The sequence below is a fragment of the Geobacillus sp. BMUD genome (assembly GCF_013096845.1).
Classification (GTDB): domain Bacteria; phylum Bacillota; class Bacilli; order Bacillales; family Anoxybacillaceae; genus Geobacillus; species Geobacillus vulcani.
Genome location: NZ_SDLA01000001.1, coordinates 378,747 through 404,250 on the forward strand (window position 1 = coordinate 378,747; position 25,504 = coordinate 404,250).

Sequence of the window (25,504 nt, forward strand, 5' to 3'; positions counted from 1 at the left end):
TTGTTCGGCCGTTCATGATATAATAGTAAACAAACGGAAAAAAGCAGCCAACAATGGCTGCTTTTTTCCGGCTTGCCAATTCATTCATGCTGGAGTGAACGATCATGGCGAAACGAAAGCGAAGAAGAAAAGGGAAGCCGTCAAAAACGCAGCCTTGGACGGAAACCATCCGCTTTGAATTGATCGGCCTTGGCTTGCTCGCGGTCGCCGTCGTGGCGATGGCCCGCCTCGGGCTTGTCGGGGAGACGCTCGTGCTCGTGAGCCGCTTTTTTTTCGGCGAATGGTACATGCTATTAGTAGGCGGACTTTTCCTATTATCGCTCCTCCTCATGTGGCGGCGGGAGTGGCCGTCATGGACGGGCCGCCCGTTTGTCGGCGCTTCGGCCATTGCTGCGGCGCTCCTGCTTTTGAGCCATGACAAGCTGTTTGAACTCATGTCGCGGCGCGGCGAGCTTGATCCGAGCGTCATTCGGACGACGTGGGGGCTGTTTTGGAACGAAGCAAGCGGCAAGGCAGCCGATGTGGATTTAGGGGGCGGAATGGTCGGCGCGCTGTTATTTGCCGCCAGCTACCAGCTGTTTGATTTGCCCGGGACGAAATGGATTTGTTTCCTTCTGTTCATCGTCGGCTTTGTCGTGCTGACCGGGAAATCGCTGCGCGAGACGGCCGGCAAATGGATTGCTTTGGCCGCAGCGTTTGTGAGAAAAGAATGGTTGGCGTTTGTCGAAGATATAAAGCAATGGCGGACGGGGAGGAGGCGCAAGGCCAACGGCGGCCGAAGCCGGCGCTCGCGGCGGGCGGCCGCAAAGCGGGAAGACGAGCCGGCTGAAGCAAGCAGCGTCGAGCCGGATGAGGAACTGCTTTCCCCGCCGCCGATCATTTCCGATTTTGCGGCGGTGCGGTCGGCTGCTGAGTCGGAAGAAGAGAGGAATTCACGAGTGGAAAGCGACAATGGGGGGGAGAAGGACAAACCGGCGCCGCCGTTGGCGTTTTCCGAGCATGAAAACACCAATTACGACCTGCCGCCGCTTGATTTGCTTCGCCTGCCGAAGCCGGCCGGACAATCGGCCGATCATGCGAACATTTACGCCAACGCGCGCAAACTGGAGAAAACGTTCCAAAGCTTCGGCGTCAAGGCGAAAGTGACGCAAGTGCACCTCGGTCCAGCGGTGACGAAATATGAAGTGTATCCGGATGTCGGGGTGAAAGTGAGCAAAATTGTCAGTTTAAGCGACGATTTGGCGCTCGCTTTGGCGGCGAAAGACATCCGCATTGAAGCACCGATCCCCGGCAAGTCCGCGATCGGCATCGAAGTGCCAAATGAAGAGATCGCCACCGTTTCGCTGCGCGAAGTGCTGGAAGCCATTGAGCATACACGGGATAAGGCGAAGCTGTTGATTCCGCTTGGGCGCGACATCTCCGGTGAAGTCGTCGCCGCGGAACTAAATAAAATGCCGCATTTGTTGATCGCCGGCGCGACCGGCAGCGGCAAAAGCGTCTGCATCAACGGCATTATCGTCAGCCTGCTCATGCGCACAAAGCCGCATGAGGTGAAACTGATGATGATCGATCCGAAAATGGTGGAGCTGAGTGTGTACAACGGTGTTCCTCATTTGTTGACGCCGGTCGTCACCGACGCGAAAAAAGCGGCTCAGGCGCTGAAAAAAGTCGTCCAAGAAATGGAGCGGCGCTACGAGCTGTTCTCGCATACCGGCACGCGCAACATTGAAGGGTATAACGAGCATATCCGCCACCATAACAAAACGGCGTCGGAACAACAACCGCTTTTGCCGTACATCGTCGTGATCATCGACGAATTGGCCGACTTGATGATGGTGGCTTCTTCGGATGTGGAAGAAGCGATCACCCGTTTGGCGCAAATGGCGCGTGCTGCTGGCATCCACTTGATCATCGCCACCCAGCGCCCGTCGGTGGACGTGATCACCGGCGTCATCAAAGCGAACATTCCGTCGCGCATCGCCTTCAGTGTATCATCGCAAATTGACTCGCGCACCATTTTGGATATGGGCGGGGCAGAAAAACTGCTCGGCCGCGGCGATATGCTGTTTTTGCCGATGGGGGCCTCAAAACCAGTGCGCGTCCAAGGGGCGTTTGTCTCCGACCAAGAGGTGGAAGACGTCGTTCGCTTTGTCATCGGCCAGCAGCAGGCGCAATATTATGAGGAGATGTTCGTCGAAGACAGCGAACCGGCTTCCTCAGCCCTTGAAGATGAGTTGTACGATGAGGCGGTCCGTCTTGTTGTGGAAATGCAAAGCGCCTCTGTCTCGATGCTGCAGCGCCGCTTCCGCATCGGTTACAATCGCGCCGCTCGGCTCATTGATGCCATGGAGGAGCGCGGCGTCGTCGGCCCGTATGAAGGAAGCAAGCCGCGCGCTGTTCTTTGGTCGAAGGAAGATTTAAAAAAGACATCATAAATAGGAAAAGGGGCGGGCGAAAAAAGCCTGCCCGTTCAATCATACATCTTATTGGAAGCGCTGCCAATCCTATTTCTTTTTCTTCGACAAAATTTGATATCACCTATTTATTTGCCCAGTAAAAAATGATATAGTAATCTCAAAAAGGTTATATGTCTAATGTCAGAGGTCTGATCTCAACGGAAATGCGTAACACGGAGGACGTTGTCATGTCAATCAAATCAGACAGCCGCCACCTTTACTTGCAAGTGATTGATCGCATCAAGCGTGATATTGAAACGGGAGTGTACAAAGAAAAGCAAAAACTGCCGTCCGAGTTTGAACTTGCCAAACAACTTGGCGTCAGCCGGGCGACATTGAGGGAAGCGCTGCGGGTGCTTGAAGAAGAAAACATTATCATCCGCCGCCACGGCGTCGGAACGTTTGTCAACGCCCGTCCGCTGTTTACGTCCGGCATCGAGCAGCTCTCAAGCGTCACGGATATGATTCGCCAAGCGGGGCGCAAGCCAGGAACGATTTTTTTGTCTTCCTCCATCCAACAGCCGACGGAAGACGATATGCGCCGCTTCCAATGCCGGCCGGACGAGAATTTGTTGCTCATCGAGCGGGTGCGCACCGCCGATGGGGAGCCGGTCGTGTATTGCTTGGATAAAATTTTATGCAAATATTTGCCAAAGGGCATCTCCTATGAACATGAGTCGCTGTTTGAAAACTTGCACAACCAAACGCATCGCGACATCGCCTATGCGGTCGCGCGCATCGAGCCGCTCGGCTATCACGAAAAAGTGTCGCCGATTTTGCAATGCGACCCAGAAACGGCGCTGCTTGTGCTCAAGCAAATGCATTTCGATAAAAACGATGAGCCGATTTTTTATTCCGTCAACTACTTCCGCTCCGACAAGTTCAGCTTCCATGTCATGCGGAAGCGGTTCAGCTTTTAAGGGGGTGAAAATGGGTACATAGAAAGAGAGCGGAAGCTTTATACTAATTAAGGAACAAATTTTTAAGCTAGGGGGTAATGAATGTGAAAAAGCGAATCGGATTGATGTTGTCCGCCCTGCTTGCCGCTGGCACGCTGCTTAGCGCCTGCGGACAAGCCGGCAACAATGCGGGAGGCGGCAATCAGAAAGATACGTTCAGCGTCGCCATGGTCACCGACGTCGGCGGCATTGACGACAAATCGTTCAACCAGTCGGCTTGGGAAGGGCTGCAAAAGTTCGGCAAAGACAACGGGCTTGAAAAAGGCCGCGGCGGCTACGACTACTTGCAGTCATCGAGCGATGCTGACTATGCCACGAACTTAAACAAGCTTGTGCGCAGCGACTTTGACCTGATTTTCGGCATCGGGTATTTGATGGGCGACGCGGTGAAAGAAGTCGCCAAGCAAAACCCGAAAAAACATTTCGCCATCGTCGACACGGTTGTTGACGAGCCAAATGTCGCCAGCATCACGTTCAAGGAACATGAAGGCTCGTTCCTTGTCGGTGTTGTCGCCGGGTTAATGACGAAAACGAATAAAATCGGCTTTGTCGGTGGGATGGAAATTCCGTTGATCGAAAAATTCGAAAGCGGATTCCGCGCCGGCGTGAAAGCGGTCAATCCGAAGGCGACTGTGGAAGTACAATACGCCGGGGCGTTCGACCAAGCGGATAAAGGGAAAGCGATCGCCTCGAGCATGTACGCGTCTGGCGTCGACATCATCTACCATGCAGCTGGAGCGACTGGGAACGGCGTCTTCTCGGAAGCGAAAGATTTGAAGAAGAAAGATCCAAACCGCGAAATTTGGGTCATCGGTGTTGACAAAGACCAAGCGCCGGAGGGAGAAGTGAAAGTCGGCGGCAAAACGTACAACGTAACGCTCACCTCGATGGTGAAGCGTGTCGACGTTGCTGTCTATGACACGGCGAAACGGGCGAAAGAGGGCGACTTCCCAGGCGGCAAAACGATTGAGTACGGGCTGCCGGAAAATGGGGTCGGCATTGCCCCGACACAAGACAACATTCCGGAGAACGTGTTAAAAACAGTTGACGAATGGAAGCAAAAAATCATCAAAGGCGAAGTGAAAGTTCCGACAAACCGGAAAGAGTATGAACAATTCGCTGCGACGATCAAGTGACGAACAACGGCGAAGAAGGCTAGTGCGCACCGCTAGCCTTCTTCAAAATCATGAAATGAAGGGCGGCGGTTTCGCTGTCGCCTTTCATTTTGTGATTTTGACCTTGCTTGAGTAAGGAGTGAATCGCTTGGAATACGTGATTGAAATGCTCAATATCCGCAAGGTGTTTGGCACGTTTGTCGCCAACGACAACATTACGCTGCAAGTGAAAAAGGGGGAGATTCACGCTCTGCTTGGCGAAAACGGGGCCGGCAAATCGACGCTCATGAACGTGCTGTTTGGGTTATACCAACCGGACGGCGGTGAAATCCGCGTGAAAGGAAAGCCGGTGCGCATCACCGACCCGAATGTCGCCAATGATCTCGGCATCGGCATGGTGCATCAGCACTTTATGCTCGTCGATACGTTCACCGTGACGGAAAACATTATTTTAGGCAGTGAACCGACGCGGGCCGGGACGATCGATATGAAGCGGGCGGAGCGCGAAGTGCGCGAATTGTCGGAACGATATGGACTCGCGGTCGATCCGACAGCGAAGATCGCCGATATTTCTGTTGGCATGCAGCAGCGCGTGGAAATTTTAAAGACGCTCTACCGTGGGGCCGATATTTTGATTTTTGACGAACCGACAGCGGTGTTGACGCCTCAGGAAATTCGCGAGCTCATGCAAATTATGCGCACGCTCGTCCGCGAAGGGAAATCCATCATTTTAATTACGCACAAGCTCAAAGAAATTATGGAAGTGTGCGACCGCGTCACCGTCATCCGCCGCGGCAAAGGAATTGCGACGCTCAATGTGGCTGAGACGAATCCGAACGAACTGGCGGCGCTCATGGTCGGCCGCGAGGTGCAGTTTACAACCGCTAAGAAACCGGCTGAACCGGGGAAACCCGTGTTGGAAATTCAAAATTTAGTCGTCAAGGACGCGCGTGGAATCAAAACGGTCAATGGTTTGAACTTGACGGTGCACGCGGGCGAGATCGTCGGCATTGCCGGAGTCGACGGCAATGGGCAGACCGAGCTTATTGAAGCTATAACCGGCTTGATCAAAGCGGAATCAGGGACAATCCGCCTCAACGGCCGAGACATTACGAATTTGCCGCCGCGCAAAATCATCGAAGCCGGCGTCGGCCATATTCCGCAAGATCGGCATAAGCACGGGCTTGTCCTTGACTTTCCGATCGGCGAAAACATGGTGCTGCAAACGTACTATCAGCCGCCGTACTCGAAACGGGGTCTGTTGAATTTTCAAGCCATTTACGAAAAAGCGCGCCAGCTTATCCGCGAGTTTGATGTGCGCACACCGGATGAATATACGAAGGCGCGGGCGTTATCGGGCGGAAACCAGCAAAAAGCGATCATCGGCCGCGAAGTCGATCGCGACCCGGACTTGTTGATCGCTGCTCAGCCGACGAGGGGGCTTGACGTCGGAGCGATTGAGTTTATTCATAAGCGGCTCATTGAACAGCGAGACCGCGGGAAAGCGGTGCTGCTCGTTTCGTTTGAGCTCGACGAAGTGATGAACGTCAGCGATCGGATCGCCGTCATTTATGAAGGAAGCATCGTGGCCATCGTCGATCCGAAAGAAACGACGGAACAAGAGCTCGGGCTGTTGATGGCCGGAAGCAAACGGAAGGAAGCAGGTGTGTCGTGATGAAGTCGAATCGTCTCCAGCAATTTTTGATTCCATTGTTGGCCGTTCTTCTTGGCATGATCGCCGGCTCAATCGTGATGCTTGCAAGCGGCTACAACCCGATCGCCGGCTTTGGCGCTCTCGTGTACGGGGCGTTTGGCGATACGTACTATATCGGCGAAACGATCCGCCAGACGACGCCATACATTTTAACCGGCTTGGCGGTGGCGTTTGCCTTTCGCACCGGCTTGTTTAACATCGGGGTCGAAGGGCAGCTGATCGTCGGCTGGCTGGCGGCTGTTTGGGTCGGGGTGTCCTTTGATTTGCCCAAAATCATCCATTTGCCGCTCGCCCTGTTGGCCGCCGCGTTGGCCGGAGCGCTGTGGGGCTTGATTCCGGGCGTGCTGAAGGCGTATTTGAAAGTGCATGAAGTCATTATTACGATCATGATGAACTATATTGCCTTGCATGTGACGAACGCCATCATCCGTTCCGTTTTGTCTGATGAGGGATTTAAATCAAAGCCGGTGAAAGAAAGCGCATCGCTTCACTCCGACTTTTTCGATGCCATTACGCATCATTCCACCATGCATTACGGCATTTTCATCGCTGTCGCTGCCGCGTTTGTCATGTGGTTTTTGCTTGAGCGGACGACGAAAGGGTTTGAGCTGCGGGCGGTCGGTTTCAATCAGCACGCGTCACAGTACGCCGGCATGAATGTGCGCGCCAACATCATTTTAGCGATGGTCATCTCCGGCGCATTTGCCGGTGTCGCCGGGGCGATGGAGGGGCTTGGCACATTTGGAAACATCTCCACGAAAGCTGGCTTTACCGGTCTTGGATTTGATGGCATCGCGGTGGCCTTGATCGGGGGAAACAACGCGTTTGGCATTTTGCTCTCCGCCTTGTTGTTTGGCGCCTTGAAAGTCGGGGCGCTGGAAATGCCGTCAAGTGCCGGTGTGCCAACCGAACTCGTCGATATTATTATCGCGCTCATTATTTTCTTTGTTGCATCCAGCTACATGATCCGCTGGCTGCTATCTCGTTGGCAAAAGGGGGCGGAGTAAGTGAGCGTGTATGACGTCTTGCAAACGATTATCCCGACAACGATTTTCTTTGCGGCTCCCCTCATTTTCACCGCCCTTGGCGGCGTGTTTAGCGAACGGTCCGGCGTCGTCAATATCGGGCTTGAAGGATTGATGACCATCGGCGCGTTTGTCGGCATTGTCTTCAATTTGACGTTTGCCGATCGGTTTGGCGAATGGACGCCGTGGCTTGCTTTATTGGCTGCCATGGTGGTCGGTGCCGTATTTTCCCTGCTGCACGCGGTTGCGTCGGTCACGTTTCGCGCTGACCAAGTCGTCAGCGGGGTGGCGATCAACTTTTTGGCGCTTGGCCTGTCGCTGTTTTTAGTGAAGAAAATGTATGGCAAAGGACAAACGGACCAAATTCAAGTCGGGTTTGACAAAATTGACGTGCCGGTGTTAAGCGACATTCCTGTTATCGGGCCGCTGTTGTTTTCCAATGCGTACGCGCCGTCGTATATCGCCATTGCACTGGCGTTTGTGTCATGGTATGTCATTTACAAAACGCCGTTCGGCCTGCGGCTGCGCGCCGTTGGCGAACATCCGATGGCGGCGGATACGATGGGGATTCATGTCGCCAAAATGCGCTATATTGCTGTGATGATCAGCGGCGCGCTCGGCGGCTTGGGCGGTGCGGTATACGCGACGATCATTTCCCGCGATTTCAGCCACGCGACGATTTCTGGGCACGGATTTATGGCGCTTGCGGCGATGATTTTCGGTAAATGGCATCCGATCGGTGCGATGGGGGCGGCGCTCTTTTTCGGGTTGGCGCAAAGCTTGAGCATCGTCGGGCAAACGATTCCGTTTTTGAAAAACGTCCCGACCGTTTACTTGCTCATCGCTCCTTATGCGCTCACCATTTTGGCGCTGGCGGGCTTCATCGGCCGCGCTGAGGCGCCGAAAGCGGCCGGCACGCCATACATCAAAGGAAAACGGTGATGAAAACGGCTGTCCGAAAAACGGACGGCCGTTTTTGGCTGAATGGAATGATTTGCATTTTTCCATTGGCAAAAGGTATATTGTTGATAAGACGCTTTACAAAAGATAGTCTATGTTTGCAAAGAGAAAAAGTAAGGAGGAGTTGGATTGGTCGACGAAAAAGTCACAGCGGTCGGACCGATACGCGTCCATACAATTTCGACCGATAAGTACAAAACGAACACGATCGTTTGGAAAATGAAGGCCCCTCTTGCCAAAGAGACGGTTACGCTGCGGGCGCTTTTGCCATACGTCCTGCAAAGCGGTACGGCGGACTATCCGAGCGTCAAGGCGCTGCGCACCTATTTGGATGAATTGTACGGGGCGACGCTGAACGTCGATTTAGCGAAAAAGGGCGAACATCATATCATGACGATTCGCATTGATGTTGCCAATGAACGATTTTTGCCGCAGCAAACGCCGCTTCTTGCGAAAGCGCTTCAGCTCTTGGCTGATCTTCTGTTCCGCCCGGCGCTTGATGGCGGCCGGTTTGTCACCGACATTGTCGAGCAGGAGAAGCGGGCGCTCCGCCAACGCATTCAGGCGGTATATGATGACAAAATGCGCTATGCGAACATGCGCCTCGTAGAAGAAATGTGTCAAGGCGAACCGTACGCCCTCTCGCCAAACGGAGAGCTTGAAGACGTGGACGGCATCACGGCGGAAGGGCTGTATCGCTATTATGAACGGGCGCTGGCCGAAGATGAATTGGATCTATATGTCATTGGCGACGTAGTTGAAGAGACGGTGCTCGATGCGGTGAAGCAGCGGTTTTCCTTGCCGGATCGTCCAAAGCAGGCGCGCGCATCATCGGTTTCTGTCAAGCCGCAAGGGGAGGTCCGCGAAGTCATTGAGCGGCAAGACGTGAAGCAAGGAAAGCTCAACATCGGCTATCGGACGAATGTGACGTATGAAGATGACGATTATTACGCCTTGCAAATGTTTAACGGCATTTTTGGCGGTTTTTCCCATTCGAAGCTGTTCATCAACGTCCGTGAGAAGGCGAGTCTTGCTTATTATGCCGCTTCCCGTCTTGAAAGCCATAAAGGGCTTTTGTTGGTCATGTCCGGCATTGAGCCAGCCAATTATGAAAAGGCGCGCCGCATCATCGATGAACAGATGCAGGCGATGAAAAACGGCGATTTCACGGATGAAGAAATGGCGCAGACGAAAGCAGTCATCCGCAACCAGTTGCTTGAGACGCTCGATACGCCGCGCGGGCTTGTCGAAGTGTTGTACCATAACGTCGTCTCAACGCGAAAGCGCCCGATCGATGAATGGCTTGCCGGCACCGATCAAGTGACGCGCGAGGATGTGGTGCGCGTTGCTGGCAAAGTGGTGCTTGATACGGTGTACTTTTTGACCGGAATGGAGGCGACGGAAGATGGAAAAACGGGTGTATGAAACGCTTCAGGAAACGCTGTTTTATGAAAAAATGGACAACGGGCTTGACGTATACATTTTGCCGAAAAAAGGATTCAACAAAACGTACGCGGTGTTTACGACGAACTACGGCTCGGTTGACAATCAGTTTGTGCCGCTTGGAAAAACAGAAATGAAACGTGTTCCGGACGGCATCGCCCATTTTTTGGAGCATAAGCTGTTTGAAAAAGAAGACGGAGATGTGTTCCAACAGTTCAGCAAACAAGGCGCCTCAGCGAACGCCTTTACGACGTTCACCCGCACCGCTTATTTGTTCTCAAGCACGGACAACGTCGAGAAAAACTTGGAAACGTTGATGGACTTTGTACAAACCCCATACTTTTCCGACAAAACAGTGGAGAAAGAAAAAGGAATCATCGGCCAGGAAATCCGAATGTACGACGACAACCCGGATTGGCGCGTCTATTTCGGCGCCATCGAAAGCATGTATCATAACCATCCGGTCAAAATCGACATCGCCGGCACGGTCGAATCGATCGCCCAAATTACGAAAGAGCTGCTGTATGAGTGCTACGAAACGTTTTATCATCCAAGCAACATGCTTTTGTTTGTCGTCGGGCCGGTCGATGAGCAAAAAACGATGGAACAAATCCGCGACAACCAAGCGAAAAAGTCGTTTCCGCAGGCGCCGGAGGTGAAACGGTTTTCGTATGAAGAGCCAAGCGATGTCGCGAAAAAGAAACACGTGATCCCGATGCACGTGCAGACGAACAAATGCTTTGTCGGCATCAAAGCGCCGTCCGTTCCGGAAACCGGCGAACAAAAGCTGCGACATGAGCTGGCGTTTCACGTTGCCTTGGACTATTTGTTCGGAAAAAGCTCGCCGCACTACGAACGGCTGTACCGCGAAGGGCTGATCGATGATACATTTATGTACGATTATACCGAAGAGCGCGGATTCGGCTTCGCGCTGATCGGTGGCGATACAAGGGACGCTGAACGGCTCGCCTCGGAAATTCAAACGGTGCTGCTGTCGTTTTCGTGGGAAGCAGTCAAAAAGGAAGAGTTTGAACGGGTGAAAAAGAAAAAAATCGGCGCCTTTTTGCGGGCGCTCAATTCGCCGGAATACATCGCCAACCAGTTTACGCGCTATGCGTTTTACGGCTCCAACCTGTTTGACATTTTGCCGGCGCTTTCATCGCTTGCGATGGACGATATCGCGGCGGTCGCCTCTTCTTGTTTTCGCGATTCACAAATCGCGGTTTGTGAAGTCGTTCCAAAAGGGCAATAAGGCATCCTTCCTGTGAAGGATGCTTTTTTACGGCAAAAAGGAGAGATGGTTTCATGCGCTACGCCTTGATCACTGGAGCCTCCGGAGGAATCGGACAAAGCATCGCCCGCGTGCTCGCTCGGGAGGGGTATGGACTTTTTCTTCATTACCATCGCCGACGAGCGCCGGTTGAATCGTTGAAAAAAGAACTTGCTGGCACGCACGTGGTGCCGGTTGAGGCTGATTTGTCGACGTCTGATGGGGTGGAAAAGCTCGTTTCGCAAATCGATCGCCCAGTTGATGCCATCGTTTACAACAGCGGTGCAAGCTATTACGGATTGTTGACCGACATGAACGATGAACTCATCGAACGGATGGTGCGGCTTCACATGACAAGCCCGGCGCTGCTCATCAAACGGCTGATCCCGTCAATGGTGGCGAGAAAGCGCGGCCATATTGTGTTCATTTCCTCAATTTGGGGATTGTGCGGCGCGTCGTGTGAGGCGGTGTATTCGATGACAAAGGGAGGGCAGAACGCGTTTGCCAAGGCGCTCGCCAAGGAGCTTGCCCCAAGCGGCATTCGCGTCAACGCTGTTGCACCGGGGGCGATTGATACCGATATGCTGCGGGTGTTTCGCCCTGAGGAGCTGGAAGCGCTCACTGACGACATTCCAGCCGGCCGGCTCGGCACGCCGGATGAGGTGGCGGAAACGGTGGCATTTTTGCTGTCTGATGCCGCTTCGTATATCACCGGCCAAGTCATTTCCGTCAACGGCGGCTGGTATTGTTGAACGTATATTTTCCGATTGGGCAGGCAAACTATCCTTGAAACATTCAACAAGGAGGGATTGACATGTCGGTGCTGGATAACTTTGAACAATGGAAAGACTTTTTGGCGGAACGTTTAGAACAAGCCCAACAGCAAGGATTGACCCAGCAAGTGATCACAGATGTCGCTTACCAAATCGGGGATTATTTGGCGAAACACGTCGACCCGAAAAACCCGGAAGAACGGGTGCTTGCTGATCTTTGGAGCGTTGCGGATGAAAAAGAGCAGCACGCCCTTGCCAACATGATGGTCAAGCTCGTTCAACAAAAATAATCACCCGGTAAAAAGAGAGGGGTCTCCCTCTCTTTTTTCTTCCTCCTTTTCGGTTGCTTTTCCATTTGCGATTATAGTAGTATGAACTTAGCATAAGGCGTTTGTGCGGACACCGGCAAGGGAGGAGACGGGATGGGCAAACAAGAATGGTATTTGGAATATGAAATTCATGTCAACCGCCCCGGGCTGCTCGGCGATGTCGCTTCGCTGCTTGGCATGTTGTCCATTAACATCGTGACGATCAACGGTGTCCGGGATTCGCGCCGCGGCATGCTGCTTTTGTGCGACAATAATGAGCAGATCGAGCGGCTGGCGACGATCTTGCGGACGATGGACAACATTACCGTGACGAAGCTGCGCCAGCCGAAGCTGCTCGACCGCCTCGCCGTCCGCCACGGCCGCTACATTCAGCGCGATGCCGATGACAAAAAAACGTTCCGCTTCGTCCGCGATGAGCTTGGACTGCTCGTCGATTTTATGGCCGAACTTTTTAAAGAAAGAGGGCATAAGTTGATCGGCATCCGCGGAATGCCGCGCGTCGGCAAGACGGAGTCGATCGTTGCCGCCAGCGTGTGCGCCAACAAACGATGGTTGTTTGTTTCATCGACGCTGATTAAACAGACGGTTCGCACGCAGCTGATGGAAGATGAGTACAGCGAGGACAACATTTTCATTATCGACGGCATCGTCTCAATGCGCCGGGGGAATGAGCAGCACTGGCAGCTCATCCGTGAGCTCATGCGCCTTGAGGCGACGAAAGTCGTGGAGCATCCGGACATGTTTGTTCGTCATACGGAGTATACCCTTGATGATTTTGACTATATTATTGAGCTGCGCCATGAACCGGACGAAGATATTTCCTATGAAGCGATTGACCGCCCATCCTTGTTGGGCGGCGATGGGTTTTCTGAATTTGGGTTTTAATTTAAAAAAGTGGAAGGTGTTGGCCGTTGACGGAACTAGGGAAACGTTTACGGGAAGCGCGGGAAGAAAAAAATATGAGCTTGGACGAGCTGCAGGAAATGACGAAAATTCAAAAGCGGTATTTGATCGGCATTGAGGAAGGCAACTATGCCATCATGCCTGGAAATTTTTATGTACGCGCCTTCATCCGACAATATGCCGAAGCGGTCGGGCTTGACCCGGATGAGCTGTTTGAGCAGTATAAACAAGACATTCCCCAGTCGTATCAAGATGACATGCCGCAGACGCTGTCGCGTGTCAAAACGCGCCAGCAGCTGTCTGCCGAAGGGGAGAAATGGCTTGATTGGCTGCCGAAAGTAATTGTTGCGGCGGTCGTCATCGGGGCAGCCGTCCTCGTTTGGGTGCTGCTCCAGCGCGGCACCGCAAATGAGCCGCCGACAAAGACAAGCCCAAAAACAGCGGAGGTCGAGCGGTCGAAACATTCGCCGCTTGAGCAGGCAAAAGAAAAAGAGGAAGCGAAGAAGGCGGAAGAAAAGAAAGGGCAAAAAGGCGAGACGGCTCCGGCCGCTGAACAAGAAAAACCGGCTGCCCCAGCTGCAGCCTTGAATGTAACGGAAAAACGCGGCAATACGGCGACGATCGAAGTCGCCAACTCCGGCGCGTTTTCGATTGAGCTTGCGTCCAAAGGAACGTCGTGGGTCGAAGTATACAATACGAAAGGTCATACGTTTTACCGCGGCAACTTGACAAGCGGGCAGACGAAAACGTTCGACTTGTCGGCGGAAAGCGAAGTGTGGGTGAAAATCGGGCGCACGCTGGACGTCGACATGAAGGTAAACGGCCAGCCGTTTGCCTATCCGTTTGCCCCGAAAGACGAAGTGTACCAAAAGCTGCATTTCATATTGAAAAAGTGATGGAACAAGGCGCTTTTCCGCCAGGAAGGCGCCTGCTTTTCGCATGGACTGAACTATGTTGAGTGAGCGGAGGTATTTGGGGTGAACTTGCCGAATAAAATTACGGTAGCGCGCATTATGCTCATCCCGTTTTTCGTGATCGTGATGCTCGTTCCGTTCGGGTGGGGGAGCATCCAAATCGACGGGACAGAGCTTCCAGTTGCCCATCTTGTCGGCGCGCTCATTTTCATCGTTGCATCAACAACGGACTGGATTGACGGCTATTACGCCCGCAAGTACGGACTTGTGACGAACTTGGGCAAGTTTTTGGATCCGTTGGCCGATAAACTGCTCGTATCCGCGGCGCTTATTGTGCTTGTGGAGCTCGGAGCTGCTCCTTCGTGGATGGTGATCGTCATCATCAGCCGCGAGTTTGCCGTCACCGGCTTGCGGCTCGTGCTTGCCGGCGAGGGGGAAGTCGTCGCTGCCAACATGCTTGGCAAAATCAAGACATGGACGCAAATCGTCGCCATTTCTGCTTTGTTGTTGCATAACTTCCCATTCTCACTCATTTCGTTTCCGTTCGCCGAATTGGCGCTGTGGGTGGCGGTCATTTTCACGATTTGGTCCGGTTGGGATTATTTTGCGAAAAACAGACATGCGTTTTCCCATTCGAAATAGCCGGCCAGAGAGGGGGAAAAAGTCTGTTGAACGCGGAGATCATTGCCGTCGGCTCCGAGCTGTTGCTTGGGCAAATCGCCAATACGAACGCCCAATTTTTGTCGCAGCAGCTGGCGATGCTCGGCATTAACGTCTATTTCCATACGGTGGTCGGCGACAACGCCGGCCGCCTCGAACAGGCGGTGAAAACGGCGCAAACGAGAGCAAACCTCATCATTTTCACCGGCGGCCTCGGCCCGACGAAAGACGATTTGACGAAGGAGACGATCGCCCGTTTGCTTGGCCGTCGGCTCGTGATGGATCCGGAAGCGCTGCGGGAGATTGAAGCGTATTTTGCCCGCACAAATCGGCCGATGACGGAAAACAATAAAAAGCAGGCGCTCGTCTTGGAAGGATCGACGGTGCTGAAAAACGAACACGGCATGGCGCCTGGGATGGCGCTCTCGGTCAATGGCATCACGTACATGCTGCTTCCCGGGCCGCCGAAGGAAATGCAGCCGATGTTCACCAAATATGGGAGCGCCTTTTTGCGTTGCACGTTTTCGCTTTCCGAGCGCATCGAGTCACGCGTGCTCCGTTTTTTTGGCATCGGCGAATCAGCGCTTGAAACGGCGATTGCGGATTTGATCGACGTTCAGTCGAACCCGACGATCGCGCCGCTGGCCGGCGACGGTGAAGTGACGCTCCGTCTGACGGCGAAGCACCGGGATGAGGCAGAGGCGAAGCGGCTGCTTGATGAGACGGAAGCCGCCGTTTTGGCGCGCGTCGGCCGCTACTGCTACGGATATAACGACGAAACGTTGTTTACAAAGACGTTCAAACGGTTAAAAGAAAAAGGATGGACGATCGCGTCGGCCGAAAGCTTGACCGGGGGCCTTTTCCTCGAACAGCTCACCGCCGTCCCCGGCGCATCGCAAGTCGTACAGGGCGGTGTTGTTTGCTATACGAATCGCGTGAAAGAACGCGTGCTCGGCGTCCCGCGCCCTCTGCTTGAGGCAGACGGGGCGGTGAGCGAGCCGTGCGCCCGTTTGCTTGCTGAAAACGTCCGCGCGATGTGCGATGCGGATATCGGCATCAGCTTCACCGGTGTCGCCGGCCCTGATCCGCTTGAGGGTCACCCGCCCGGCACCGTGTATATCGGCATCGCCGTCCGCGGACGCGACACGACCGTCCATCGTCTGATGCTGTCCGGCACGCGTGATGCCATCCGTGTCCGCACGGCCAAATACGGCTGCTTCTTCCTATTGGAAATGCTCGCGGTCGACCGCTGATCGGCCGCCCCCTTCCTTGAACATTCTCCACCGCACATCGTTTGTTTCCACCGCATGGGTATGGCGATTGTTGCTAGTTCCTCCATTGAAAAAACGAATGAACGTTCGTTTTTTGCTTGGCAATGGCCGCAAAACGCGGTATAGTATAAGTAGTCCTAGAATAAGGAGGAGTAGATGAGTGAACCAGGATCGTCAAGCTGCATTGGAGCAGGCATTAAAACAAATTGAACGACAGTTTGGCAAGGGGGCCATCATGAAGCTCGGGGAGCAAGTCGACCGCAAAGTGTCGGTCGTGCCGAGCGGTTCGCTGGCGCTCGACATCGCGTTAGGCGTCGGCGGCTATCCGCGCGGGCGGATTGTGGAAATTTACGGCCCGGAATCGTCCGGAAAAACGACCGTTGCCCTTCACGCGATCGCTGAAGTGCAAAAGCGGGGCGGGCAAGCAGCTTTCATCGACGCAGAGCATGGTGCGACCTGTTGCTAACCCAAGTATGGTGGAAACGCCATACGAAAAGTTAGCGGGACTGAAACTTAGTAGGTCCTAACTGCATCACCGAGAGCTCGGTGAAAATCCGAGACAGGAATGAAGGTTGGCATTCCTGCCCTAATACCCCGACGTGCGGTCATGGTGCGCAACATGGCTGTACGAAGCTCGGAGAGGACGGCGAAAAGCAGACCTGAGAAGCGGTTAGCGAAGTAGCCGGGGGTCCATAAAGCTCCTATGGCTAGAGAACGCATAGCGTTGGAACGAACCACCGGAAGTACGGCTCGTAAGGCGTGGGGCGCCGAAAAAAGAAGGCGCTCACCTCCTAAGTGAGGTTCAGCCCTGGATGAGGTATTCGTGTTTGCCGAGTCTGGATTGATCCCGTAGAGGATCTTTGCCTTGAGCCCGCCAACCATGGGCAGAAAGGCGGCTGACGGGTCAGAGGTGGAGCCTAAGGGAGCATGCAAGGATAGGTGATGCGGTACAGGTGAACCATCCCAGTGGATGATAAGGGGTGCGCACCCCGATGCCACTAAGCAGTAGGAAATGACTGCTGAAGGGATGGGGCAGCAGCCCGTAGTAGTGATGAAACAGGGTAATGCCTGTTGAGCGAAGGGGCATAGTCGAGTACCTTTTAGGCTACTAACCCCAGACGACGATTAGGAAGCCGTGAGGAAACCCAAAAGAGGGTTTCGGTGAGCGAAACTGACTACCAACGTGTATAATACAAATCCTGAAAGAAAGGATTTGATATTATCACAAACACGTTTCAAGAACTAATCAGCTTCGAGTTCTTCATGAACCGATGCTACGCCTTCAATAGGGATAAAGGGAAGTGCAAAATATGTGGTGACATACTACAACCTTTCAACACAAGAACACACCACATAAACAACAAGCTTCCACTAAACGAAATAAACAAGGTAAGTAACCTTGCATCGGTCTGCGACGAATGCCATACACTTATCCATAAGAAAGAAATTGATCAAACAGACACTAGTCACTTGAAGGCTTGTGCAATCAAGAAACTCGAGAAGTACAGGAAACATATATACGGGCAGAGTCTTGGGCATGATTAGTAGCCGGGGTACTCGATGGAACGCCGTGTGCGGGGAAACTCGCATGCACGGTGTGAAGCGGGGGAAAACAGCCCCTCCGGGTAATGCTGAGGGTGACTGTTACCTATCGCTATCGCTCGATCCGATTTACGCACAAAAATTAGGGGTCAATATCGATGAATTGCTGCTTTCCCAGCCTGACACGGGCGAGCAGGCGCTCGAAATCGCTGAGGCGCTCGTGCGAAGCGGCGCGGTCGATATTATCGTCATCGACTCGGTGGCGGCGCTTGTGCCGAAAGCGGAAATTGAAGGGGAGATGGGCGACGCCCATGTCGGCTTGCAAGCGCGGCTTATGTCGCAGGCGCTTCGCAAGCTGTCTGGCGCCATTAACAAATCGAAAACGATCGCCATCTTCATCAACCAAATTCGTGAAAAAGTCGGCGTCATGTTTGGCAATCCGGAAACGACGCCAGGCGGGCGGGCGCTCAAGTTTTACGCTTCCGTCCGCTTAGAGGTGCGCCGCGCCGAGCAAATCAAGCAAGGCAACGATATGGTCGGCAACAAGACGAAAATCAAAGTCGTCAAAAACAAAGTTGCGCCGCCATTTAAAACAGCTGACGTCGACATTATGTACGGTGAAGGCATTTCCCGCGAAGGGGAAATTATCGACATGGCGTCCGAATTGGACATCGTGCAAAAAAGCGGTTCGTGGTATTCGTACAAAGACGAGCGGCTTGGCCAAGGGCGGGAAAACGCAAAGCAATTTTTGAAGGAAAACCCGCACATTGCCGATGAAATCGCCCGCGCCATCCGCCAGCATTACGGCATCGATGTCGAAGAGGGAACGAGCGAACCGCAGCAAGACGGGTTCGGATTGCTTGAAGAATAACGGCACAAGGCGTCCTGGCAAGTGGCTGGGGCGCCTTTTTCCATCCGTGCCGCCTGTGAAGAAAGAGGACGGTGAGCCCAAAAAGGGTCGTGGGCGGAACGGTCTTGTTCCGTTGTCACCCTCTAGAAGGTTGGTGAAAAACCGCTGTTTGCCTTGATCGGCGATTGAACGCGTGAACATAGAGGCTGATGCAACAAGTTTTTTCTACTTGAGAAACAATTCCGAGAAGCGGTTGCGCGAGTAAATCACCAGCCTCCTAGACGCGTCCGCCCGCCGTCAAAGTCGAGGGCCGGGGCGCGTCGGTGTAATATCTTGACAATTCCTATTGCCGCCTTTACAATGAACATGTATATTTGTCCATATGCGCGGCAGGGCCATGTGTCCGCCGGCGGACCGCCTTCGTGCGGAAGGCTGTGCGGGCGATTGCAATGCCAAGCGACTGAGCTAATGGATTGAAAACGGGAATGTCCATCTGCGCCGGTCATGGCGGTGAGAAGAGAGCGAAAGGAAACCGAACAGCAAGAGGAGGTGAAACGATGGGTTCGATCATCATCTCCGCTTTGCTTGCCTTAGTCATTGGTGCCGTTGTTGGCTTTTTTGTTCGCAAATCGATTGCCGAAGCGAAAATCGGCGGGGCGAAAGCCGCTGCCGAACAGCTGATTGAGGAGGCGAAACGCGAGGCGGACGCCTTGAAAAAAGAGGCGCTTCTCGAAGCGAAAGACGAGATTCATAAACTGCGTACGGAGGCGGAGCGTGATATCCGCGACCGGAGAAGCGAACTCCAAAAACAAGAAAACCGCCTGATGCAAAAGGAGGAAAATCTCGACCGCAAAGATGAAGCGCTCAACAAACGTGAGGCGTTGCTTGAGGCAAAGGAAGAAGCGTTGAACGAAAGACAACAGCATATTGAACAAATGGAAAGCAAAGTGGAAGCGCTCGTCAAACAACAACAAGCCGAACTGGAACGCATTTCCGGGCTGACGCGCGACGATGCCCGCCAGCTCATTTTAGAGCGCGTGGAGAAAGAACTGTCGCATGAGATTGCGATGATGATCAAAGAGGCGGAAACGCGGGCGAAAGAGGAGGCAGACAAACGGGCGAAAGCGATTTTGTCGCTTGCTATCCAACGTTGCGCTGCCGATCATGTCGCCGAAACGACTGTTTCCGTCGTCAATTTGCCAAACGACGAAATGAAAGGGCGGATCATCGGGCGCGAAGGGCGGAACATTCGCACGCTCGAGACGTTGACCGGCATCGATTTGATCATCGACGATACGCCGGAAGCGGTCATTTTGTCCGGATTTGACCCGATTCGCCGTGAGACGGCGCGCATCGCGCTCGATAAGCTTGTGCAAGATGGCCGCATCCATCCAGCGCGCATTGAGGAAATGGTCGAAAAGGCGCGTCGCGAAGTGGATGAGCATATCCGCGAAGTCGGCGAACAGACGACGTTTGAAGTCGGTGTTCACGGCTTGCATCCGGATTTGATCAAAATTTTAGGGCGGCTCAAATTCCGAACGAGCTACGGACAAAACGTCTTAAAACATTCGGTGGAAGTGGCGTTTTTAGCCGGACTAATGGCGGCCGAGCTTGGGGAGGACGAAATGCTGGCGCGCCGGGCCGGCTTGCTTCATGACATCGGCAAGGCGATCGACCACGAAGTGGAAGGGAGCCATGTGGAAATCGGCGTTGAGCTGGCGACGAAGTATAAAGAACATCCGGTTGTCATCAACAGCATCGCCTCCCATCATGGCGATACGGAACCGACGTCGGTCATCGCTGTGCTCGTCGCGGCGGCCGATGCGCTGTCGGCGGCGCGGCCGGGAGCGCGCAGCGAAACGCTGGAAAACTATATCCGTCGTCTAGAGAAGCTTGAAGAAATTGCCGAATCGTACGAAGGTGTTGAAAAATCGTACGCCATTCAAGCGGGGCGTGAAGTGCGCATTATGGTCAAACCGGATATGATCGACGATTTGGAAGCGCACCGGCTGGCGCGTGATATCCGCAAACGGATCGAAGAAGAGCTTGATTACCCGGGCCATATTAAAGTGACGGTCATCCGTGAAACGCGGGCGGTTGAATACGCGAAATAAAGTGGCTATTGCCACTTTCTTTTTTTGTGCGTAAAATAGGAGGGTATAACGATGCGGAGATGGGCGCAAGGGGATATTTTTCGTTTAGAAAGGGATCAGGGATGAGAATTTTATTTATCGGCGACGTCGTCGGTTCGCCGGGGCAAAAAATGGTAGAGCACTATTTGCCAAAGCTGAAGGAAAAGCATCGGCCGGACGTCGTTGTGATCAACGGCGAAAATGCCGCCGGCGGGAAAGGAATCACCGAACCGATTTACCGGGCGCTTCTCGCTTGGGGGGCTCATGTCATCACGTTGGGCAATCACGCATGGGACAAACGCGATATTTTTGAGTTTATCGATCAGGCGAAGGCGCTGATCCGCCCGGCGAATTACCCGCCGGGCACGCCGGGAAAAGGCATCGTCTTTGTGCCGACCGACCATGGCGAAGCGGCGATCATCAATTTGCAAGGGAGGGCGTTTTTGCCGGCGATTGACTGCCCGTTTCAAAAGGCGGACGAGCTGATCGCCGCCGCCTCCGCGCGCACGCCGGTCATCATCGTCGATTTCCACGCCGAGGCGACGAGCGAAAAACAGGCAATGGGCTGGTACTTAGACGGCCGCGTGTCCGCGGTCATCGGCACGCATACACACGTCCAAACGGCTGATAACCGCATTTTGCCAAGAGGGACGGCGTACATTACCGATGTTGGCATGACCGGTCCATACGACGGCATTTTGGGCGTCGATCGAGAGGCGGTGCTGCGCAAATTTTTAACCGGGCTGCCGGTTCGTTTCGGCGTCAAGGAAGGAAGAAGCCAATTGAACGCCGTTTTTGTTGATATAGACGAAAAAAGCGGACGGGCGTTGTGCATTGAACGGTTGATCATTAACGATGACCACCCTTATTTTGAATAGTCCATCTTTTGAAAATTTTTTTAAAATGCCCTCCTCCCATGCAGGAATAATTGTCGAAACAGTGAATATAGTTACAATGAAGACCTTTTACCGAAATCATTTTCCAAGGAATCGAGGGAGGAGCTAGGAATGGAAATATTAAAAGTTTCAGCAAAATCGAATCCGAACTCTGTAGCTGGTGCCCTGGCCGGTGTGTTGCGCGAGCGCGGCGCAGCGGAAATTCAAGCGATCGGCGCAGGTGCATTGAACCAAGCCGTTAAAGCAGTAGCGATCGCACGAGGGTTTGTGGCACCGAGCGGCATGGACTTGATTTGCATTCCGGCGTTTACGGATATTATCATCGATGGGGAAGAGCGGACAGCGATCAAATTGATTGTCGAACCTCGTTAACTGGATGATCAGACAATGATGATCATAACCTGTTGGCGCCTTCGGCCGCGAAGGCAGGCAGGTTATTTTTGCTTTTTCAAGGGGGGAACGGAATGATCTTCGATGCCCATTGCGATGTGTTGATGAAGTTATGGCTAGATCGGTCCCTGTCGTTTTACGACGGAGCTTCACTTCACGTCACCCTTTCTGGGATGGCGGAAGCAGGGGTGAAAGTGCAATGCTTTGCCATCTACATACCAGAAACGGTGCCCGAGGAAGCGCGGTTCACGGTGGCGCTCGAGATGGTGGATATCTTCTTTGCCCGTGTGATCGAGGAGTTTCCGTCCATGAAGTTCGTGCGGACCAAACATGATATCGCGTCCCTGAAAGAAGGGGAGATCGGTGCTATGTTGACGCTTGAAGGATGTGACGCGATCGGCTCGAACCTTGTCAAGCTGAAGACGCTCCTTCGGCTTGGCGTCGCTTCCGTCGGGTTGACGTGGAACTTCCCAAACGCTGTCGCTGACGGGGCGTGGGAGAAGCGCGGCGCCGGGCTGACGGCGTTTGGCCGGCAAGTCGTTGCACTTCTTAATGAAGCAAAACGATGGGTCGATGTGTCCCATTTATCGGAGAAAGCGTTTTGGGATGTCATCGAGATGGCTCGGTTCCCCATCGCTTCTCATTCCAACGTACATCGTTTATGCCCACATCCACGCAACCTAACCGACGAGCAAGTCAAAGCGTTGATCGAAAAAGATGGCATGATCGGCATTAATTTCGTTCCGTATTTTTTGACGGCGAAGAAAAACGAGGCGATGATCGCTGATGTCCTTCGCCATCTCGACCATATATGCGCGCTCGGGGGGGAAAACAATGTTGGGTTTGGTTCCGACTTCGATGGCATCACGGAGACGGTCGCCGGCCTTGGAACGGTAAGGGAATATGCGCGGCTTGTCAACGAGTTGTACAAGCATTACTCCGCCGAGCAAGTATCCCGCTTTTTATTTGGCAACTTCTACGCCCATTTGCCGGAGTGACGAATATCACTGAGTATCGGCTTTGCGTATCCTAGAATAGAAGACAGGGCATCCGCGGCGCCGGCTGAAAAAGGCGTTCAAAATGGTAGTTTCCTTGTCAGAAAAGTGGTACAATAGTAGCGAAAGGCTGGAGTGAATATAAAGGGGTGTAATGCATGATCGAACAGCTGTCATGGAAGGTAGGCGGCCAGCAAGGGGAAGGAATTGAAAGTACAGGGGAAATTTTTTCCACAGCGCTGAACCGTCTCGGATATTACTTATATGGATACCGCCATTTTTCTTCACGCATCAAAGGGGGTCATACGAACAACAAAATTCGCGTCAGCACGAAACCAGTGCGGGCGGTCGCTGATGATTTGGACATCTTGGTGGCGTTCGACCAAGAGACAATCGACTTCAACTTCCACGAGCTGCGTGACGGCGGCATCGTCATTGCGGACGCCAAATTCCATCCGTTGATTCCGGAAGGAAAAGGAGTGGCGCTTTACGCCGTCCCGTTCACCGATATCGCCACACAGCTTGGCAATCCGCTGATGAAAAACATGGTTGCCATCGGTGCGACGAGCGCGGTGCTCGATTTGGACGCTGCTGTGTTCGAAAGCGTTGTTGTGGATACATTCGGGCGCAAAGGGGCGCAAGTCGTTGAGAAAAACATGGAAGCGATTCGCGCTGGAGCGCAATATATGAAAGAGCAGCTTGATGGATCGACGAAAACGATGAAGCTAGCCAAAGCCGACGGCAAACGGCGAATGTTCATGATCGGCAACGACGCCATCGCCTTGGGCGCCATTGCCGGCGGGGCGCGTTTTATGGCTGCCTATCCGATCACCCCGGCTTCGGAAATTATGGAATATTTAATTAAAAAGCTGCCCGATTTTGGGGGCGCGGTCATCCAGACAGAAGATGAAATCGCAGCCTGTACGATGGCGATCGGCGCCAACTATGCGGGTGTGCGGGCGTTCACCGCTTCCGCCGGACCGGGGTTGTCGCTTATGGCCGAAGCGATTGGACTAGCTGGGATGACGGAAACACCGCTTGTGGTGGTTGACACGCAACGAGGCGGTCCAAGCACCGGCTTGCCGACAAAGCAAGAGCAGTCCGATTTGCTCGCGATGATCTATGGCACACACGGGGAAATTCCCAAAATTGTCATGGCGCCAAGCACGGTCGAAGAAGCGTTTTACGATATGGCGGAAGCGTTCAACTTAGCTGAGGAATACCAATGCCCGGTCATTTTTCTGTCGGATCTGCAGCTGTCGCTTGGGAAGCAGACGGTCGAACCGCTTGATTACGATCGAATTGAGATCCGCCGCGGCAAACTGGTGAACGGAGAACTGCCGCCGCTTCCAGACAAAGACAATTTCAAACGGTATGAACTGACGCCGGACGGCGTTTCGCCGCGGGTGCTGCCGGGGACGAAATACGGCATCCACCATGTCACCGGGGTCGAACATGCCGAAACAGGCCGCCCGTCAGAGACGGCGGCGAACCGCCGGGCGCAAATGGAAAAACGGATGCGCAAACTTGAGCACATTCATTTCCCGACGCCGGTCCACAAACAACTCCGCCACGAGGAACCGGATTTGCTCCTTGTTGGCTTTTTATCGACGCGCGGAGCGATTGAAGAAGCGATGGAGCGGCTCGAGCAAGACGGCGTCAAAGTCAACCATGCGCATATCCGCCTGCTTCATCCGTTCCCGGTTGACGACGTGCGGCCGCTTGTCGAAAAAGCAAAGCGGGTCGTCGTCGTCGAGCAAAACGCGACCGGACAATTGGCCAGCTTGTTGAAAATGAACGTTGGGCATGCCGATAAAATGGCCAGCGTCTTAAAATTCGACGGCAATCCGTTCTTGCCGGGCGACGTCTATACTAAATGCAAGGAGTTGTTAGCGCAATGGCCACCTTTAAAGATTTCCGCAATGATGTGAAGCCAAACTGGTGTCCAGGCTGCGGCGACTTTTCCGTGCAAGCGGCCATCCAGCGCGCGGCTGCCAATCTCGGGTTGGAGCCGCACGAGCTGGCGGTCATTTCCGGAATCGGCTGCTCAGGCCGCATTTCCGGCTACATTCACTCTTACGGCTTCCATGGCACGCACGGCCGCGTTCTGCCGCTGGCGCAAGGAGTGAAAATGGCAAACCGCGATTTGACGGTCATCGCCGCCGGCGGGGATGGCGACGGGTTTGCCATCGGCATGGGGCACACGGTTCATGCCATTCGCCGCAACATCGACATCACATACATTGTCATGGACAACCAAATTTACGGGCTGACGAAGGGACAAACATCGCCGCGCAGCGCTGCCGGTTTCCAAACAAAAAGCACGCCGCACGGATCGATCGAGCCGGCATTGTCGCCGCTCGAGATCGCGTTAAGCGCCGGAGCGACGTTTATCGCCCAAGGCTTCTCAAGCGATTTGAAAGAATTAACGAGCTTGATTGAAGAAGGCGTCAAGCATAAAGGATTTGCGTTCATCAACGTCTTCAGCCCGTGCGTGACGTACAACAAAGTGAATACGTACGAGTGGTTCAAAGAGCGGCTCGTCAAGGTCAGCGACATCGAAGGATACGACCCGTCCGATAGGGAGATGGCGATGCAGACGGTCATGAAATACGATGGACTCGTCACCGGGATCATTTATCAAAACAAAGAACAAAAGTCGTATCAAGAGCTTGTGCCGGGCTACAGCGAAGCGCCGCTTGCTGAGGCGGAGCTGAAAATGAGCAAAGAAAAGTTCGCTGAACTTGTGGCGGAGTTTATGTAAAAATGGAAACAACTTGCACCCGATGGGGGCTTGCCTCATTGGGTGTTTTTTTGTTATCATAACATGTTCCGGGCTTCCGGAACAATTCCCATTGTGTTTCTTGGCAGTTGACGATATACTATGATAATGTGTAGTTGGAAGAA

General features: G+C 53.6%; 20 protein-coding genes and 2 pseudogenes. All 22 read left to right on the plus strand.

Going from position 1 to position 25,504, the window contains the following annotated elements:
- The first annotated feature begins 104 nt into the window (after positions 1-104).
- Positions 105-2,435: a DNA translocase FtsK gene (locus ETC05_RS01880; RefSeq protein ID WP_171660239.1), complete on the plus strand. Its 2,331-nt coding sequence runs from the start codon at positions 105-107 to the stop codon at positions 2,433-2,435.
- Positions 2,436-2,644: 209 nt separating this feature from the next.
- Positions 2,645-3,376: a GntR family transcriptional regulator gene (locus tag ETC05_RS01885; protein WP_171660240.1), complete on the plus strand. Its 732-nt coding sequence runs from the start codon at positions 2,645-2,647 to the stop codon at positions 3,374-3,376.
- Between the two features lie 83 nt (positions 3,377-3,459).
- Positions 3,460-4,551 carry a BMP family lipoprotein gene (locus ETC05_RS01890; RefSeq protein WP_368668023.1) on the plus strand — a complete coding sequence of 364 codons (1,092 nt, stop codon included), beginning with the start codon at positions 3,460-3,462 and terminating at the stop codon, positions 4,549-4,551.
- A 127-nt stretch (positions 4,552-4,678) separates the two neighbouring features.
- Positions 4,679-6,205 carry an ABC transporter ATP-binding protein gene (locus ETC05_RS01895; protein ID WP_031410317.1) on the plus strand — a complete coding sequence of 509 codons (1,527 nt, stop codon included), beginning with the start codon at positions 4,679-4,681 and terminating at the stop codon, positions 6,203-6,205.
- Entirely contained in the window at positions 6,205-7,251 is a 1,047-nt protein-coding gene (locus ETC05_RS01900; protein WP_013145711.1) for an ABC transporter permease, read from the plus strand. Before ETC05_RS01895 ends, ETC05_RS01900 begins: the two co-directional genes overlap by 1 nt.
- Complete coding sequence (locus tag ETC05_RS01905; RefSeq protein ID WP_031410313.1) at positions 7,252-8,211, plus strand: ABC transporter permease; 960 nt, start codon at positions 7,252-7,254, stop codon at positions 8,209-8,211.
- Positions 8,212-8,358: 147 nt separating this feature from the next.
- Positions 8,359-9,654 (plus strand): EF-P 5-aminopentanol modification-associated protein YfmF, encoded by a 1,296-nt coding sequence (gene yfmF / locus ETC05_RS01910; RefSeq protein WP_031410312.1) that lies wholly within the window; start codon positions 8,359-8,361, stop codon positions 9,652-9,654.
- A complete protein-coding gene (gene yfmH / locus ETC05_RS01915) occupies positions 9,635-10,924 on the plus strand; it encodes an EF-P 5-aminopentanol modification-associated protein YfmH (protein ID WP_171660242.1) in 1,290 nt (429 codons plus the stop codon). The genes yfmF and yfmH overlap by 20 nt, the downstream gene beginning before the upstream one ends.
- 53 nt (positions 10,925-10,977) lie before the next feature.
- Complete coding sequence (gene ymfI / locus ETC05_RS01920; protein ID WP_171660243.1) at positions 10,978-11,694, plus strand: elongation factor P 5-aminopentanone reductase; 717 nt, start codon at positions 10,978-10,980, stop codon at positions 11,692-11,694.
- A 62-nt stretch (positions 11,695-11,756) separates the two neighbouring features.
- On the plus strand, positions 11,757-12,005 hold the full coding sequence (locus ETC05_RS01925; RefSeq protein ID WP_011230790.1) for a DUF3243 domain-containing protein: 249 nt from the start codon (positions 11,757-11,759) through the stop codon (positions 12,003-12,005).
- 132 nt (positions 12,006-12,137) lie between these two features.
- Entirely contained in the window at positions 12,138-12,929 is a 792-nt protein-coding gene (locus tag ETC05_RS01930; RefSeq protein ID WP_171660244.1) for a DUF3388 domain-containing protein, read from the plus strand.
- Positions 12,930-12,955: 26 nt separating this feature from the next.
- A complete protein-coding gene (locus tag ETC05_RS01935) occupies positions 12,956-13,843 on the plus strand; it encodes a helix-turn-helix domain-containing protein (RefSeq protein WP_031410304.1) in 888 nt (295 codons plus the stop codon).
- An 81-nt stretch (positions 13,844-13,924) separates the two neighbouring features.
- Entirely contained in the window at positions 13,925-14,503 is a 579-nt protein-coding gene (gene pgsA, locus ETC05_RS01940) for a CDP-diacylglycerol--glycerol-3-phosphate 3-phosphatidyltransferase (protein WP_031410303.1), read from the plus strand.
- 26 nt (positions 14,504-14,529) lie between these two features.
- A complete protein-coding gene (locus ETC05_RS01945) occupies positions 14,530-15,774 on the plus strand; it encodes a competence/damage-inducible protein A (RefSeq protein WP_171660245.1) in 1,245 nt (414 codons plus the stop codon).
- A 178-nt stretch (positions 15,775-15,952) separates the two neighbouring features.
- Positions 15,953-16,240: pseudogene (locus ETC05_RS01950) on the plus strand (recombinase RecA); the annotation flags it as partial.
- Between the two features lie 1,209 nt (positions 16,241-17,449).
- Positions 17,450-18,205, plus strand: a pseudogene (gene recA / locus ETC05_RS01955) (recombinase RecA); the annotation flags it as partial.
- A 536-nt stretch (positions 18,206-18,741) separates the two neighbouring features.
- Complete coding sequence (gene rny / locus ETC05_RS01960; protein WP_011230797.1) at positions 18,742-20,298, plus strand: ribonuclease Y; 1,557 nt, start codon at positions 18,742-18,744, stop codon at positions 20,296-20,298.
- Positions 20,299-20,399: 101 nt separating this feature from the next.
- The gene (locus ETC05_RS01965) at positions 20,400-21,194 is read left to right on the plus strand and encodes a TIGR00282 family metallophosphoesterase (protein WP_171660246.1); all 795 of its coding nucleotides are present in this window, start codon (positions 20,400-20,402) and stop codon (positions 21,192-21,194) included.
- Positions 21,195-21,323: 129 nt separating this feature from the next.
- Entirely contained in the window at positions 21,324-21,584 is a 261-nt protein-coding gene (gene spoVS, locus ETC05_RS01970) for a stage V sporulation protein SpoVS (protein WP_003251598.1), read from the plus strand.
- A gap of 92 nt (positions 21,585-21,676) precedes the next feature.
- Positions 21,677-22,600, plus strand: a complete 924-nt coding sequence (locus ETC05_RS01975) for a dipeptidase (protein WP_031410292.1) — start codon at positions 21,677-21,679, stop codon at positions 22,598-22,600.
- A 155-nt stretch (positions 22,601-22,755) separates the two neighbouring features.
- Positions 22,756-24,528: a 2-oxoacid:acceptor oxidoreductase subunit alpha gene (locus ETC05_RS01980; RefSeq protein ID WP_031410290.1), complete on the plus strand. Its 1,773-nt coding sequence runs from the start codon at positions 22,756-22,758 to the stop codon at positions 24,526-24,528.
- The gene (locus ETC05_RS01985; RefSeq protein ID WP_171660247.1) at positions 24,495-25,361 is read left to right on the plus strand and encodes a 2-oxoacid:ferredoxin oxidoreductase subunit beta; all 867 of its coding nucleotides are present in this window, start codon (positions 24,495-24,497) and stop codon (positions 25,359-25,361) included. Before ETC05_RS01980 ends, ETC05_RS01985 begins: the two co-directional genes overlap by 34 nt.
- Positions 25,362-25,504 lie beyond the last annotated feature (143 nt).